This window comes from Pseudomonas sp. 10S4, assembly GCF_034344865.1.
GTDB lineage: Bacteria > Pseudomonadota > Gammaproteobacteria > Pseudomonadales > Pseudomonadaceae > Aquipseudomonas.
Map to the genome: position 1 here is coordinate 3710116 of NZ_CP133774.1, position 15174 is coordinate 3725289.

At 60.5% G+C, this 15174-nt stretch carries 12 protein-coding genes and 2 pseudogenes; all 14 read left to right on the plus strand.

Going from position 1 to position 15174, the window contains the following annotated elements:
* Positions 1–117 precede the first annotated feature (117 nt).
* Positions 118–1593 carry a sigma-54 dependent transcriptional regulator gene (locus RHM58_RS17275; RefSeq protein ID WP_322267764.1) on the plus strand — a complete coding sequence of 492 codons (1476 nt, stop codon included), beginning with the start codon at positions 118–120 and terminating at the stop codon, positions 1591–1593.
* Positions 1594–1720: 127 nt separating this feature from the next.
* Positions 1721–2914, plus strand: coding sequence for a sensor histidine kinase (locus tag RHM58_RS17280; RefSeq protein WP_201201767.1), 1194 nt, complete (start codon positions 1721–1723; stop codon positions 2912–2914).
* Between the two features lie 5 nt (positions 2915–2919).
* The gene (locus RHM58_RS17285; RefSeq protein ID WP_322267766.1) at positions 2920–4299 is read left to right on the plus strand and encodes a sigma-54-dependent transcriptional regulator; all 1380 of its coding nucleotides are present in this window, start codon (positions 2920–2922) and stop codon (positions 4297–4299) included.
* Positions 4300–4534: 235 nt separating this feature from the next.
* Positions 4535–4864 carry a flagellar hook-basal body complex protein FliE gene (fliE, locus tag RHM58_RS17290; protein ID WP_201201769.1) on the plus strand — a complete coding sequence of 110 codons (330 nt, stop codon included), beginning with the start codon at positions 4535–4537 and terminating at the stop codon, positions 4862–4864.
* 15 nt (positions 4865–4879) lie between these two features.
* Positions 4880–6667: a flagellar basal-body MS-ring/collar protein FliF gene (gene fliF, locus RHM58_RS17295; RefSeq protein WP_201201770.1), complete on the plus strand. Its 1788-nt coding sequence runs from the start codon at positions 4880–4882 to the stop codon at positions 6665–6667.
* Positions 6660–7679 (plus strand): flagellar motor switch protein FliG, encoded by a 1020-nt coding sequence (fliG, locus tag RHM58_RS17300; RefSeq protein WP_003184041.1) that lies wholly within the window; start codon positions 6660–6662, stop codon positions 7677–7679. Before fliF ends, fliG begins: the two co-directional genes overlap by 8 nt.
* Positions 7680–7686: 7 nt before the next feature.
* Positions 7687–8512: pseudogene (gene fliH / locus RHM58_RS17305) on the plus strand (flagellar assembly protein FliH).
* A pseudogene (gene fliI, locus RHM58_RS17310) lies at positions 8502–9861 on the plus strand (flagellar protein export ATPase FliI). Before fliH ends, fliI begins: the two co-directional pseudogenes overlap by 11 nt.
* A gap of 6 nt (positions 9862–9867) precedes the next feature.
* Positions 9868–10317, plus strand: coding sequence for a flagellar export protein FliJ (fliJ, locus tag RHM58_RS17315; RefSeq protein ID WP_201201772.1), 450 nt, complete (start codon positions 9868–9870; stop codon positions 10315–10317).
* 230 nt (positions 10318–10547) lie between these two features.
* Entirely contained in the window at positions 10548–10853 is a 306-nt protein-coding gene (locus RHM58_RS17320) for an STAS domain-containing protein (protein ID WP_201195011.1), read from the plus strand.
* 5 nt (positions 10854–10858) lie between these two features.
* On the plus strand, positions 10859–12565 hold the full coding sequence (locus RHM58_RS17325; protein WP_201255261.1) for a fused response regulator/phosphatase: 1707 nt from the start codon (positions 10859–10861) through the stop codon (positions 12563–12565).
* Between the two features lie 30 nt (positions 12566–12595).
* Entirely contained in the window at positions 12596–12943 is a 348-nt protein-coding gene (locus RHM58_RS17330; protein WP_201255262.1) for an Hpt domain-containing protein, read from the plus strand.
* Between the two features lie 105 nt (positions 12944–13048).
* On the plus strand, positions 13049–14440 hold the full coding sequence (locus RHM58_RS17335; protein ID WP_201255263.1) for a flagellar hook-length control protein FliK: 1392 nt from the start codon (positions 13049–13051) through the stop codon (positions 14438–14440).
* Positions 14441–14659: 219 nt separating this feature from the next.
* A complete protein-coding gene (gene fliL / locus RHM58_RS17340; RefSeq protein WP_322267770.1) occupies positions 14660–15166 on the plus strand; it encodes a flagellar basal body-associated protein FliL in 507 nt (168 codons plus the stop codon).
* Positions 15167–15174: the final 8 nt, after the last annotated feature.

Genomic DNA, 15174 nt, shown 5'->3' on the forward strand with positions numbered 1-15174 from the left:
TTGACTTAACTAGTGGCTGGTTCCAGATTTCAGGCGTCTACAGGCATAACGTGCCTGCAAGCGTCTAGCTTGCCCCTTCATTTCGGGCATTGAGTTGACTAGGGAAGTTGCTATTGCATGTGGCGTGAAACCAAAATTCTGCTGATTGATGACGATAGCGTCCGTCGCCGCGATTTAGCGGTGATTTTAAATTTTCTCGGTGAAGAAAATTTACCCTGCGGTAGCCATGACTGGCAGCAGGCGGTCGGCTCGTTGTCATCAAGTCGTGAAGTCATTTGTGTGCTGATCGGGACGGTTAGTGCTCCTGGTGCACTTCTGGGCTTGTTAAAGACACTCTCGACCTGGGATGAGTTCCTTCCGGTTTTGTTAATGGGCGATAATTCTTCCGTTGACCTGCCGGATGACCAGCGTCGCCGGGTGCTTTCGACCCTCGAAATGCCGCCCAGCTACAGCAAGTTGCTCGACTCCCTGCACCGTGCCCAGGTCTATCGCGAGATGTATGACCAGGCCCGCGAGCGCGGTCGTCATCGTGAACCCAATCTGTTTCGCAGCCTTGTCGGCACCAGCCGGGCGATTCAACACGTCCGTCAGATGATGCAGCAAGTGGCCGACACCGATGCCAGCGTGCTGATCCTCGGCGAGTCCGGCACCGGCAAGGAAGTGGTCGCGCGCAACCTGCACTACCATTCCAAGCGTCGTGATGCGCCGTTCGTTCCAGTCAACTGCGGGGCGATCCCGGCCGAGTTGCTGGAAAGCGAACTGTTCGGCCATGAGAAGGGCGCGTTCACCGGGGCGATCACCAGTCGCGCCGGGCGTTTCGAACTGGCCAACGGCGGCACGCTGTTCCTCGACGAAATCGGCGACATGCCGTTGCCGATGCAGGTCAAGCTGCTGCGCGTCCTGCAGGAGCGCACCTTCGAGCGCGTGGGCAGCAACAAGACCCAGAGCGTCGATGTGCGGATCATCGCAGCGACCCACAAGAATCTCGAAAGCATGATCGAGATCGGCACCTTCCGCGAAGACTTGTACTATCGCCTGAACGTGTTCCCGATCGAGATGGCGCCACTGCGCGAGCGCGTTGAAGACATTCCGTTGTTGATGAACGAGTTGATCTCGCGCATGGAGCACGAGAAGCGCGGTTCGATCCGATTCAATTCGGCGGCGATCATGTCCCTGTGCCGTCACGGCTGGCCGGGCAACGTTCGTGAGCTGGCCAACCTGGTGGAGCGCATGGCGATCATGCATCCGTACGGGGTGATCGGTGTGGTCGAGTTGCCGAAGAAATTCCGCTATGTCGATGACGAAGACGAACAACTGGTCGACAGCCTGCGCAGCGATCTTGAAGAGCGGGTGGCCATCAACGGTCATACCCCGGACTTCAGCGCCAATGCGCTGCTGCCACCGGAAGGCCTGGACCTGAAGGACTACCTTGGTGGTCTCGAGCAAGGGCTGATTCAGCAGGCGCTGGATGATGCCAATGGCATCGTGGCGCGTGCCGCCGAACGTCTGCGCATTCGTCGTACCACCCTGGTGGAGAAGATGCGCAAGTACGGTATGAGTCGTCGTGAGGGTGATGAACAGGCGGATGATTGACGCCTGTTTTTCAAGTCCTTCATTTGTAGGCGGTTTTTTTAGGCACGGGTATTGCTACATCTCTTGCAACGTTCCGTTTCACTGACGGTCAGCCAAGCGAGAGAGCACGATGCCCCAAGCCGCCCAGATGTCTCCTGTCCCTGACGCTTCGGGGCAACCGTCGTCCGTAGAGCAGGCAAGCCGGCTTGGCCTTGAGCAGGCGTTCGCCCTGTTCAACCAGATGTCGAGCCAATTGACTGACTCCTACAGCATGCTCGAAGCCCGGGTCACCGAGCTCAAGGGCGAGTTGGCGGTGGTCAGCGCTCAACGCATGCAGGAACTGGCGGAAAAAGAACGCCTGGCCAACCGCCTGCAAAACCTCCTCGACCTGTTACCCGGTGGCGTCATCGTCATTGATGCCCAGGGCATGGTGCGCGAAGCCAATCCGGCGGCCTGCGAGTTGCTCGGCCTGCCGCTCGAAGGTGAGCTGTGGCGTCACGTCATTGCTCGTTGCTTTGCGCCCCGTGAAGACGACGGTCATGAAATCTCCCTGAAGGACGGCCGGCGCCTGTCGATCGCCACTCGCTCGCTGGATGCCGAGCCCGGTCAGTTGGTGTTGCTCAACGACCTGACTGAAACCCGTCACCTGCAAGGTCAACTGGCTCGCCATGAACGCTTGTCTTCCCTGGGACGAATGGTTGCCTCGCTGGCCCATCAGATTCGTACACCGCTCTCGGCCGCTTTGCTCTACGCCAGTCATTTGACTGAGCAGGAATTGCCGGTCGCCACCCAGCAACGATTCGCCGGTCGCTTGAAAGAGCGCCTGCACGAGTTGGAGCATCAGGTGCGCGACATGCTGGTGTTTGCTCGTGGCGAGTTGCCGCTGACCAATCGCGTGACGCCAAAGGAGCTGATGCAATCGCTGCAAGCCGCAGCCCTGACTCATGTTCAGGAGCTGCCAATCCGCTGGCAGTGCGACAGCCATGCCGGGGAGTTGCTGTGCAATCGCGACACCTTGGTCGGTGCGATTCTGAATTTGATCGAGAATGCGATCCAGGCCAGTAACGGTGCTGTGCGCCTCAAGGTCCACCTGTATACCCGTGGCAACAACCTGCGCCTGTGCATCAGCGACAGCGGCAGCGGGATCGATGAGGCGGTGCTGGCGCGTCTGGGCGAACCTTTTTTCACCACCAAAACCACCGGCACTGGCCTGGGTCTGACCGTGGTCAAGGCAGTGGCCCGTGCTCATCAGGGAGAATTGCACTTGCGCTCGCGGCTCGGTCGCGGCACGTGTGCGCTGGTGACCCTGCCGTTGTTTTCCAGCGCATCGGATGCGGAGTGAAGGACATGGCAATCAAGGTTTTACTGGTCGAGGATGACCGTGCGCTGCGCGAAGCGCTGGCCGATACGCTGTTGCTCGCGGGGCACGATTTCAAGGCTGTCGGTTCCGCGGAAGAAGCGCTGGCGGCGGTCGGTGGCGAGGCGTTCAATCTTGTCGTCAGCGACGTCAATATGCCGGGCATGGACGGCCACCAATTGCTCGGCTTGCTGCGCGCTCGCCAGCCACAATTGCCGGTGCTATTGATGACGGCGCACGGCGCAGTGGAGCGGGCGGTCGATGCCATGCGTCAGGGCGCGGCGGATTATCTGGTCAAGCCGTTCGAGCCCAAGGCTTTGCTCGATCTGGTGGCGCGCCACGCGCTGGGCAGTCTCGGTGCCACTGACGGCGAAGGGCCGATCGCGTTCGAGCCGGCCAGTGCGCAACTGCTGGAGCTGGCCGCGCGAGTGGCGCGCAGTGATTCCACGGTATTGATCTCCGGCGAGTCCGGCACCGGCAAGGAAGTGCTGGCGCGTTACATTCACCAGCATTCCCATCGTGCCAGCCAGCCGTTCATTGCCATCAACTGCGCGGCGATCCCCGACAACATGCTCGAGGCCACGCTGTTCGGCCACGAGAAAGGCTCGTTCACTGGCGCCATCGCAGCTCAGGCCGGTAAGTTCGAACAAGCTGACGGCGGGACCATCCTGCTCGACGAAATTTCTGAAATGCCCATGGGCCTGCAGGCCAAGTTGCTGCGTGTATTGCAAGAGCGCGAAGTCGAACGGGTCGGCGCGCGCAAGCCGATCAACCTGGACATTCGTGTCGTGGCGACCACTAACCGTGATCTGGCCGGTGAAGTGGCGGCGGGGCGTTTTCGTGAGGATCTTTATTATCGGCTGTCGGTTTTTCCGCTGGCCTGGCGTCCGTTGCGCGAGCGCACCGCCGACATCCTGCCGCTGGCCGAGCGCTTGTTGGCCAAACACGTCAATAAAATGAAGCATGCGGCGGCCAGATTGTCGCCCGAGGCTCAGGCGTGTCTGATCGGTTATCCGTGGCCGGGCAATGTTCGCGAGCTGGATAATGCCATCCAGCGCGCGCTGATTTTGCAGCAGGGCGGGTTGATTCAGCCGCAGGATTTCTGCCTGTCAGGGCCGGTCGCTTGTGCGCCGCTGCCCGCGTTGATGCCGGTGCGTGCCGTGGAGGTCGAGACCGAATCGGCTAACGCCTTGGGCGACGACCTGCGCCGTCATGAGTTCCAGATGATCATCGACACCTTGCGTTCCGAGCGTGGCCGCCGCAAAGAGGCCGCCGAGCGCCTGGGCATCAGCCCGCGCACGTTGCGCTACAAACTGGCGCAAATGCGCGACGCCGGAATGGACGTGGAAGCTTATTTGTTTGCCACCTGAAAGTTGACGCACCCGATCCAAATGAGGGAGCGGGCTTGCTCGCGAAAGCGGTGTATCAGTCGACATTTATGTATCTGTCGCTCCGCCTTCGCGAGCAAGCCCGCTCCCACAATGGATTTGTGGCCAGCCATGGCTTTTGTGAACTAAGGCCACGGAGCTGGCACCCTTGTTGCTAACACCTCACTACCCGCCGAGTGAGTGTCAAAAAATTGCGGGTCGCCAGAGAGAGTAGACCATGAGCCAAGGTATTGAATTTAATCGATTGATGTTGGACATGCGCTCCATGCAAATGGATGCCATGTCTGCGTCAAAATCGACTGCCGCAGTCCCTGAATTGGGTGGCAGCAGCTTTGCCGACATGCTCGGTCAGGCCGTCAATAAAGTGAACGACACCCAGCAGGCGTCAAATCAGCTGTCCAGTGCCTTTGAAATTGGCAAAAGCGGCGTTGATCTGACGGATGTAATGATTTCCTCGCAGAAGGCCAGCGTGTCTTTTCAAGCGTTGACCCAAGTGCGTAACAAGCTGGTTCAGGCCTACCAAGACATCATGCAGATGCCGGTTTAAGGACGAGATTGAGTCATGGCAGAAGCAGTCGCCGATAATGTTCCGGCCAAGGCCACTCCGATAGACGGTAAACCGCCGCTGTTCGGGTTGTCCTTCCTGGAAAACCTCTCCGAGATGACCATGTTGCGTCAGGTGGGCCTGTTGGTCGGCCTGGCTGCGAGCGTGGCGATTGGCTTTGCCGTGGTGTTGTGGTCGCAGCAGCCGGACTACCGGCCTTTGTACGGCAGTCTTGCCGGTATGGACGCCAAACAGGTTATGGAAACCCTGGCCGCCGCTGACATTCCTTATACCGTTGAACCTAACTCCGGTGCCTTGCTGGTCAAGGCCGATGATGTGTCCCGTGCGCGGCTCAAGCTCGCGGCGGCTGGTGTCACTCCCAGCGACGGCAACATCGGTTTTGAAATCCTCGACAAGGACCAGGGCTTGGGGACCAGCCAGTTCATGGAAGCGACCCGTTATCGTCGCGGCCTCGAAGGTGAATTGGCTCGCACTATCTCCAGCCTGAACAACGTCAAGGGTGCCCGCGTGCACTTGGCGATTCCGAAAAGCTCGGTCTTCGTGCGCGATGAGCGCAAGCCAAGTGCGTCGATTCTGGTTGAACTGTATTCCGGCCGCTCCCTGGAGCCAGGCCAGGTGTTGGCGATCATTAACCTTGTCGCCACTGCCGTTCCTGAACTGAGCAAGTCGCAGATCACCGTCGTCGACCAGAAGGGCAACCTGCTGTCCGATCAGGCGGAGAACTCCGAACTGACCATGGCCGGCAAGCAATTCGATTACAGCCGCCGCATGGAAAGCATGCTGACCCAGCGCGTGCACAACATCCTGCAACCGGTGCTGGGCAATGACCGCTATAAAGCCGAAGTCTCGGCCGACGTGGATTTCAGCGCCGTTGAATCGACCTCCGAGCAGTTCAACCCGGACCAACCGGCGTTGCGCAGCGAGCAGTCGACTTCTGAACAACGCACCGCCAGCAATGGCCCGCAAGGCGTGCCGGGTGCCCTGAGCAACCAGCCGCCGTCGCCAGCCTCGGCGCCGCAAAAAACCGGTGGCGCTCCCGCGGCGGCGGCCATGGTGCAGCCAGGCCAGCCGTTGCTGGATGCCAATGGTCAGCAAATCATGGACCCGACCACCGGCCAGCCGATGCTTGCACCTTACCCGGCGGACAAGCGTCAACAATCCACCAAAAACTTCGAGCTTGATCGCTCCATCAGCCACACCAAACAGCAACAGGGCCGTTTGAATCGCCTGTCGGTGTCGGTGGTGGTGGATGACCAGATCAAGATCAACGCGGCCAACGGTGAAACCACCCGCGCGCCATGGAGCGCCGATGAATTGGCGCGCTTCACTCGCCTGGTGCAGGACGCCGTCGGTTTCGACGCCAGCCGTGGTGACAGTGTCAGCGTGATCAACATGCCGTTCTCCGCTGAGCGCGGTGAAGTGATTGCCGATATTCCGTTCTACTCCCAGCCCTGGTTCTGGGACGTCGTCAAGCAAGTGCTGGGTGTGTTGTTCATCCTGGTGCTGGTGTTCGGTGTGCTGCGTCCGGTGCTCAACAACATCACCGGTGGCGGCAAAGGCAAGCAACTGGCCGGTCTGGGTAGCGACGTAGAGTTGGGTGGCATGGGCGGCCTGGACGGCGAACTGTCCAACGACCGCGTCAGCCTCGGCGGCCCGCAAAGCATCCTGTTGCCGAGCCCGAGCGAAGGCTATGACGCACAGCTGAACGCAATCAAGAGTTTGGTGGCAGAAGATCCGGGTCGTGTGGCCCAGGTCGTGAAAGAGTGGATTAACGCAGATGAGTGATAACCGAGCCGCTGTCGCCAAACTGTCCCGGGTCGATAAAGCCGCGATTCTGCTGCTGTCCCTGGGTTCGACCGACGCCGCCCAAGTGCTGCGCCACATGGGGCCTAAAGAGGTCCAGCGTGTGGGTGTGGCCATGGCGCAAATGGGTAACGTGCACCGCGAGCAAGTCGAGCAGGTGATGAGCGAGTTCGTCGACATCGTCGGCGACCAGACCAGCCTGGGCGTCGGCTCCGACGACTACGTGCGCAAAATGCTCACCCAAGCCCTGGGCGAAGACAAGGCCAACGGCCTGATCGACCGCATCCTGCTGGGTGGCAACACCAGTGGCCTCGACAGCCTGAAGTGGATGGAACCGCGCGCCGTCGCCGACGTGATCCGTTACGAGCACCCACAGATCCAGGCGATCGTCGTGGCGTACCTCGACCCGGACCAGGCCGGTGAAGTACTCGGCAACTTCGACCACAAAGTACGCTTGGACATCATTCTGCGAGTTTCCTCGCTGAACACCGTGCAGCCAGCAGCCCTGAAAGAACTCAACCAGATTCTCGAGAAGCAGTTCTCCGGCAACTCGAACGCCTCGCGCACCACTTTGGGTGGTATCAAGCGTGCGGCCGACATCATGAACTTCCTCGACAGCTCGATCGAAGGTCAGTTGATGGACTCGATCCGCGAAGTCGACGAAGACCTGTCCGGTCAGATCGAAGACCTCATGTTCGTGTTCAACAACCTGTCCGATGTCGACGACCGCGGGATTCAGGCGTTGCTGCGCGAAGTGTCCTCCGACGTACTGGTGCTGGCCCTCAAGGGCTCGGACGAAGGCGTCAAGGAAAAGATCTTCAAGAACATGTCCAAACGAGCGGCCGAACTGTTGCGCGACGACCTCGAGGCCAAAGGCCCGGTGCGTGTCAGCGACGTGGAAACCGCGCAGAAAGAAATCCTCACCATTGCCCGCCGTATGGCCGAAGCCGGAGAAATCGTTCTCGGCGGGAAGGGTGGCGAAGAGATGATCTAAGGTCACTATGTCGTCCAAACATGATGAGTCCAACACCGACCTGATCCGTGGCAAAGGGGTCCGTGGTTTCGACGTCTGGTCGCTGCCAAGCTTCGATCCGCATGTGCCGGAGCCCGAGCCGGAACCGGAGCCACGAACCGCCGGAAATGGAAGAAGTGCCCCTGGACGAAGTCCAGCCGCTGACCTTGGAAGAACTCGAAAGCATCCGTCAGGAGGCCTACAACGAAGGCTTCGCCACGGGTGAAAAAGAAGGTTTTCACAGCACCACGCTCAGGGTCCGTCAGGAAGCCGAGGTGGCCCTGGCCGCCAAGATTGCTGGCCTTGAGCAGCTGATGAGTCATCTGTTCGAGCCCATCGCCGAGCAGGACACCCAGATCGAAAAGTCGTTGGTTGACCTCGTGCAGCACATTACCAAACAGGTGATTCAGCGCGAGCTGGCGATCGACTCGACGCACATCGAACACGTCATGCGCGAGGCCCTCAAGCTGTTGCCGCTGGGCGTGGGCAATGTGCGGCTGTACATCAATCCGCAGGATTTCGAACAGGTCAAAGCCCTGCGCGAGCGCCATGAAGAAACCTGGCGCATCGTCGAGGACGAGGCATTGTTGCCTGGCGGTTGCCGGGTTGAAACCGAGCACAGCCGGATCGACGCTACTGTCGAAACCCGCGTCGCCCGGGTCATGGACAAGCTGTTCGATCAGTTGCATGAACAAGCGCTGCACCCGGCCGAGCCAGACATGAGCCTTGAACTGCCGGTCGACGCCGCCAAGCCTGCGGTCGAGCCGACCGAGCCAGGTCTGGAGCCAGAGCCGGAAATCCCCGATGCGCCTTGATCGCACCAGTTTCGCCAAGCGCCTTGGTGGTTACACCGAGGCCACGGAACTGGCCGGCGCGCCAATCCTTGAAGGCCGCCTGCTGCGCATGGTCGGCCTGACCCTCGAAGCTGAAGGCTTGCGCGCCGCCATGGGCAGCCGCTGCATGGTCATCAACGACGACAGTTACCACCCGGTGCAGGTTGAAGCCGAAGTCATGGGCTTCTCCGGCAGCAAAGTCTTTCTGATGCCGGTTGGCAGCGTTGCCGGCATCGCGCCGGGTGCGCGCGTGGTGCCAATGGCCGATACCGGTCGTTTGCCGATGGGCATGAGCATGCTCGGTCGGGTGCTTGATGGCGCCGGTCGCGCGCTGGACGGCAAGGGCGGGATGAAAGCCGAAGACTGGGTGCCGATGGACGGCCCGACGATCAACCCACTCAAGCGTGACCCGATCAGCCAGCCGCTGGACGTGGGCATTCGCTGCATCAACGGTTTGTTGACGGTCGGTCGCGGTCAGCGTCTCGGGCTGTTTGCCGGTACCGGCGTGGGTAAGTCTGTGCTGCTGGGCATGATGACCCGCTTCACCGAGGCCGACATTATCGTCGTTGGGCTGATCGGCGAGCGGGGTCGTGAAGTTAAGGAATTCATCGAGCACATCCTCGGTGAAGAAGGCCTCAAGCGTTCGGTGGTCGTTGCCTCGCCGGCGGACGAACGCCGCCATGATGCGCCTGCGCGCCGCCTTCGTCGCGACCCGCATCGCCGAGTCCTTCCGCGACCAGGGCAAGAATGTCCTGTTGCTCATGGATTCGCTGACCCGTTTCGCCCAGGCCCAGCGGGAAATCGCCCTGGCCATCGGCGAACCGCCGGCGACCAAGGGTTATCCGCCGTCGGTGTTCGCCAAATTGCCAAAACTGGTGGAGCGGGCCGGCAACGCCGAGAAGGGCGGCGGTTCGATCACCGCGTTCTACACCGTTCTGTCCGAAGGCGATGACCAGCAGGACCCGATCGCCGACGCCGCGCGAGGTGTGCTCGACGGGCACATCGTGCTGTCTCGGCGCTTGGCTGAAGAAGGTCATTACCCGGCTATCGACATCGAAGCGTCCATCAGCCGGGTCATGCCGTCAGTGGTCACGCCTGAACACATGATGCGCGCCCAGTATTTCAAGCAGTTGTGGTCGCGTTATCAGCAGAGTCGAGACTTAATCAGCGTCGGCGCCTATGTAGCTGGTGGTGATCGGGAAACCGACCTGGCGATTTCCCTGCAACCGCAGTTGGTCAAATACCTGCGCCAGGGCCTGAACGACAGCATCAGCCTGGGTGAAAGCGAAGCCTACCTCGGCACGATCTTCGCCCCTGCGGCCGGCGGTTAACCGGCCATGGCCCAGAGTCGAGCAGGGCGTCTGGCACCGGTGGTCGAAATGGCCGAAAAGGTTGAGAAAACCGCTGTCCAGCGCTTGGGGCACTTTCAGGGACAGGTTCGGCTAGCCGAAAGCAAGCTCGCCGACCTTGAAGCCTTTCGCCTCGATTACCAGGAACAATGGATCATCCGCGGCAGCAGTGGCGTTTCCGGCCAGTGGTTGCTGGGTTATCAGGGCTTTCTGGCGCAACTGGGCACGGCCATCGATCAGCAGCGCCAAAGCCTGGTCTGGCATCAAAACAATCTGAACAAGGCGCGCGAGGCTTGGCAGAAGGCGTTCGCCCGGGTTGAAGGCCTGCGCAAACTGGTTCAACGCTACATGGAAGAGGCGCGCAAGCTCGAAGACCGGCGCGAGCAGAAGTTGCTGGATGAGTTGTCCCAGCGGTTGCCGCGTCAGGATCCGTATTAAGGCTGATAGACCGCGTTATCGTTCATCGCGAGCAAGCTCGCTCCCACAGGGGATCTGTGCCGATCACAACATTGTGATTCAACTCGGTTACCTGTGGGAGCGAGCTTGCTCGCGAAGGGGCGCCAGATTCACAGAGGATTGACGAACCGCTGATACTTCCCGCCTTGCCCCTATCCTCGGCAGGTGCTAAACCTTGTACACACGTTGTTCAATGACAAGGAAGCCGTTAAATGTCAGTCGTTACAGAAGTCTCCCAAAATGGGCAAAAGCTGACGATTTCGATCAAGGGGCGATTCGATTTTGCCAAGCACCAGGAATTTCGCGAGTCCTACGAAAATCGTGAGCCAAAGCCCGAGTCCTTTGAAGTGAACCTGAAGGACGCCACCTACCTCGACAGTTCTGCGCTCGGCATGTTGTTGCTGTTGCGTGATCACGCCGGTGGCGAAAACGCCGAGATCACGTTGACCCACGCCAACGCCGATGTGCGCAAGATTCTGGCCATTTCCAACTTCGAACAAATCTTCGACGTGGCGTGATCGCCATGCAGTCGTTGTTCGAGCCCCTGACGATCCTGATCGCTGAAGACAGCGCGGCTGATCGCATGCTGCTGTCGAGCATCGTCCGGCGCCAGGGTCATCAAGTGTTGACCGCAGCCAACGGGGCCGAGGCGGTCGAAGCGTTCCGTCAGCAGCAGCCACAACTGGTATTGATGGACGCCATGATGCCGGTGATGGACGGTTTCGAGGCGGCGCGGCAGATCAAGGCGCTGGCGGGGGAAACCCTGGTGCCGATCATCTTTCTGACCTCGCTGACTGAAAGCGAAGCCCTGGCCCGCTGCCTGGAGGCTGGCGGTGACGACTTTCTGGCGAAGCCCTACAACCAAGTGATCCTCGGAGCCAAGATCAAGGCGATGGACCGCTTGCGCCGCTTGCAGGCCACCGTGCTTGAACAGCGTGACCAAATCGCCCGGCACCACGACTATTTGCTCAATGAGCAGCGGGTGGCGAAGGCGGTATTCGACAAAATTGCCCACTCCGGCTGCCTGAATGCACCGAATATTCGCTACCTGCAATCGCCCTACGCGCTGTTCAATGGCGATCTGCTGCTGGCCGCGTTTACCCCGGCTGGCGACATGCACGTGCTACTCGGCGATTTCACCGGTCATGGCCTGCCGGCTGCGGTTGGCGCCATGCCTCTGGCGGAAGTGTTTTATGGCATGACCGCCAAGGGCTTCGGCTTGCCGGAAACCCTGCGGGAGATGAATGCCAAGCTCAAGCGCATCCTGCCGGTGGACATGTTCTGTTGCGCGACCCTGATGTGCCTGAGTTTCCAGCGACGTTCGGTTGAGGTCTGGAATGGCGGGATGCCGGACGGTTACCTGCACAGCTCCGCCAGCGGCGAACGTACAGCGCTGACGGCGCGGCACCTGCCACTGGGGGTGCTGAGCCCGCAAACCTTCGATGACCGCACAGAAGTGTTTCCGATGGCAGTTGGCGATCGGGTATTCCTGCTGTCCGATGGGGTGATCGACACCTGTGACGCCAACGAGCAGTTGTTCGGCATCGAGCGATTAGAGCGAGTGTTTGCGGCCAATCGTCAGCCCGAGGTGTTGTTCGAAGAGATCGAACAGGCCCTGCGCGACTTCCGTGGCGAGGCCCGGGATGATGTGAGCATGGTCGAGGTCAGCCTGCTGGAAGCCGCCCAGATCAGTCCGCCGGCACTGGTGTATTCCGACAGTGGTCAGTCCTGTCCGCTGGACTGGTCGGTGAGCTTCGAGTTCCGCGCCGCCACCCTTAAACGTTTCAATCCGCTGCCGTTTCTATTGCAATTGCTGCTGGAGGTCCATGGCCTTAGGGCGCAAAGTGGCGCCTTGTACAGTGTTCTGGCCGAGCTGTATTCCAATGCTCTGGAGCACGGCGTGCTGGGCCTGGATTCGAGTCTCAAGCGCGATGCCTCGGGTTTTGCGCGCTATTATCAGGAGCGCAATGCGCGCCTCGATCAATTGCGCGATGGCTACGTGCGTTTGCATTTGGTCGTAACGCCAGAGGGCGAGGGCGGTCGCCTGACGATTCGAGTCGACGACAGTGGCAAGGGTTTCGATGTGGCGCAGGTGATGGACCGTCCCCTGGATGGCGTCCGCCTGTCGGGACGGGGCGTCAGTCTGGTTCGTCAACTGAGCCGCAAGGCGAGTTGGTCAGACGATGGTCGTAGTGCGCACGTGGAGTTTTACTGGGAGGCTCTGGCATAATCCGCGAATTCTTGATCAAGGAGTGAACAAGTGGCTGACACACATCTGGATCGCGACGTGCTGAGCGCGTTGCAGGAAGTCATGGAGGATGAGTATCCGACCTTGCTGGATACCTTCATCGCCGATTCCGAGGAGCGTTTGCTCGTCCTGCGAAAGGCTGAAGATGCCGCGCAGCTCATGAATGCTGCCCACAGTTTCAAAGGCAGTAGCAGCAACATGGGCGCCATTCGACTGGCCGAGCTCTGCGATGAGCTGGAGCAGCGGGCCAGGCAGGAGAGCCTGGCGGGCATCGAGAAACTGGTCGGAGAAATTGACGGCGAGTTCGCCATCGTCCGCCCGCTTTATGAGGCTGAGCGTCAACGTTCCCTGGCGGAATAACGCACCGGTCGGCGTTTTTTAGCGTCGATCCAGCAAAACTGGCTCGACCCTTGCAGCTATCTCCATTGACTGTACCTACGATCCCAGTGCAGCGGAGACCGCGTTATGCCCGTTACCCCCAACTCGCTTCTTCAGGCCGCCGCAAAGGCCAAGCCTCAAGCCGCCTCCGCCAACACCCCGCTGGTGGCTGCGGTGCCTGTGGATAAGGCGTCCAGCTTCGCCAAGGTCTTCGCCAATCAAGCCCAGAACAAGCCTGCAGTGTGGGCTGAAGCGCCGGTCAAACCCGCTCGGGATAAAACCTCGGACAGCCCTGGCAAAAAGGACGTCGGCCACACCAAGGCTGCCGCCTCGGCCCCGACCGTTGCCGATAGCGGCAAAACCTTGCCCGCCGATCATTCGGTGCCGGCGCCTGCCTCGGCAGACGACAAGACCGCCAGCGATAGCAATACCGACACCGCCAATACCCCGGTAGCCGTCGATACGCCGCCGGTCGATCCGACGCTCGATCCTGCCTTGATGCAAGCGGTTCAGCCGGTAGTGCCCGCACCAGCGCCGGAAACGCCACCCGTGGTTGCCACGGCGCAACCGCAAGTCGAGGCTCCTGTGACTGCTGCCGTTGCTGCAGCGCCGGCCCCGGCAGCCGCCCCGGCGACCGCCAATACCGATTTCGATCCAGCGGCCGACCCGCTCGATGCGATGCCGGCCTTGCGCATGGCCATGGAGCAGAGCGGCCACGTGTCCGCTTCCAGCCAGGCACAACCCAAAGCGGCGCCGACCCAGACGCAAGGCGATGGCGACCTGACCTCGGCGCAAAGCTTCGCCGCCGGCATGGCGACCATGCTTGAGGTGCAAACCGACAAGGACAGCACCAGTCAGGGCGGCGACAAGGCGTTCAGTGGTTTGATCAACGAAGGTCTCAAGGACCTGACGTCTTCCAGCAGCGATACCCGTGTCGATGATTTTGCCAGCCGTCTGGCGGCATTAACCCAGGCCGCCACACCGAAAACCGCCAATGCATTGCCAGTACAGGTCAATCAGCCGATTGCCATGCATCAGAGCGGCTGGACTGACGAAGTGGTAAACCGCGTCATGTATCTGTCCAGCGCCAATCTCAAGGCGGCCGACATCCAGTTGCAGCCGGCTGAACTGGGGCGCCTGGATATTCGGGTGAACATGGCGCCGGACCAGCAGACCCAAGTAACCTTCATGAGCGCTCACCCAGCGGTTCGCGAAGCGCTGGACGGTCAAATGCATCGCCTGCGTGACATGTTTGCGGAGCAGGGCATGGGCCAGGTCGACGTCAACGTGTCCGATCAGTCCCGTGGCTGGCAGGGCCAGGGGCAGGATCAGCAGGCGCAGCAAGGGCAAAGCGGTCGCACCAATGCCAGCGGCGGTCGCGTTGATGGCATGGACGATGAAATCGTGCCGACGGTTGCAGAAGTGGCGGCCAGCACCACCAGCGTCATCGGCTCCAGCGCCGTCGACTACTACGCCTGATCCCTCCCCTGTAGGAGCGAGGCTTGCCCGCGAAGAACGATGATGCGGTTTAACTGATAAACCGCAATGCTTTCTTCGCGGGCAAGTCGGATCGCCGCACCGCTCGCTCCTACATTGATTCCCCAGCACCTCAAATTCCCCCTCCGACACTTCTGGCATAACACTTGCTCTTGCCTTGCCGTGCGACTGTGAAAACCTGAATAGTGACGGATTATTGGCATGGCGAAGAGCGAAGCAGCAGCAGCGGTAAAAGACCCTGCAACCAAAGGCAAACTCAAGCTGATCACTGCGATCGTGGTGGCGGTGCTGCTGGCGATCGGCTTGTCCGTGGGGGCGACCTGGTACTTCATGCACAGCGCCGCCAGTAAACCTGCCGTCGTGGCAGACACCGCCCCGGCTGGCAAACAACCGGCGGTCTTCGAACCCATGGCGCCGGCCTTCGTCGCCAACTACAACCAGAACGGTCGTCAGCGCTACATGCAGGTGAGCATCACCATGCAGGGTCGCAACCAGGCCGATCTGGACGCGCTTAAAGTGCACATGCCGGTCATCCGCAATAACCTCGTCATGCTGTTCTCCGGCCAGGACTTCGCCACACTCGCGACCCCGGTCGGCCAAGAAATGCTGCGTCAGAAGGCCACCGCCAGCGTCCAGGAAGTGGCGCAGAAAGAGCTCGGCAAAGTGGTCATCGAACAGTTGCTTTTCACTAATTTCGTACTGCAGTAGGAACACGA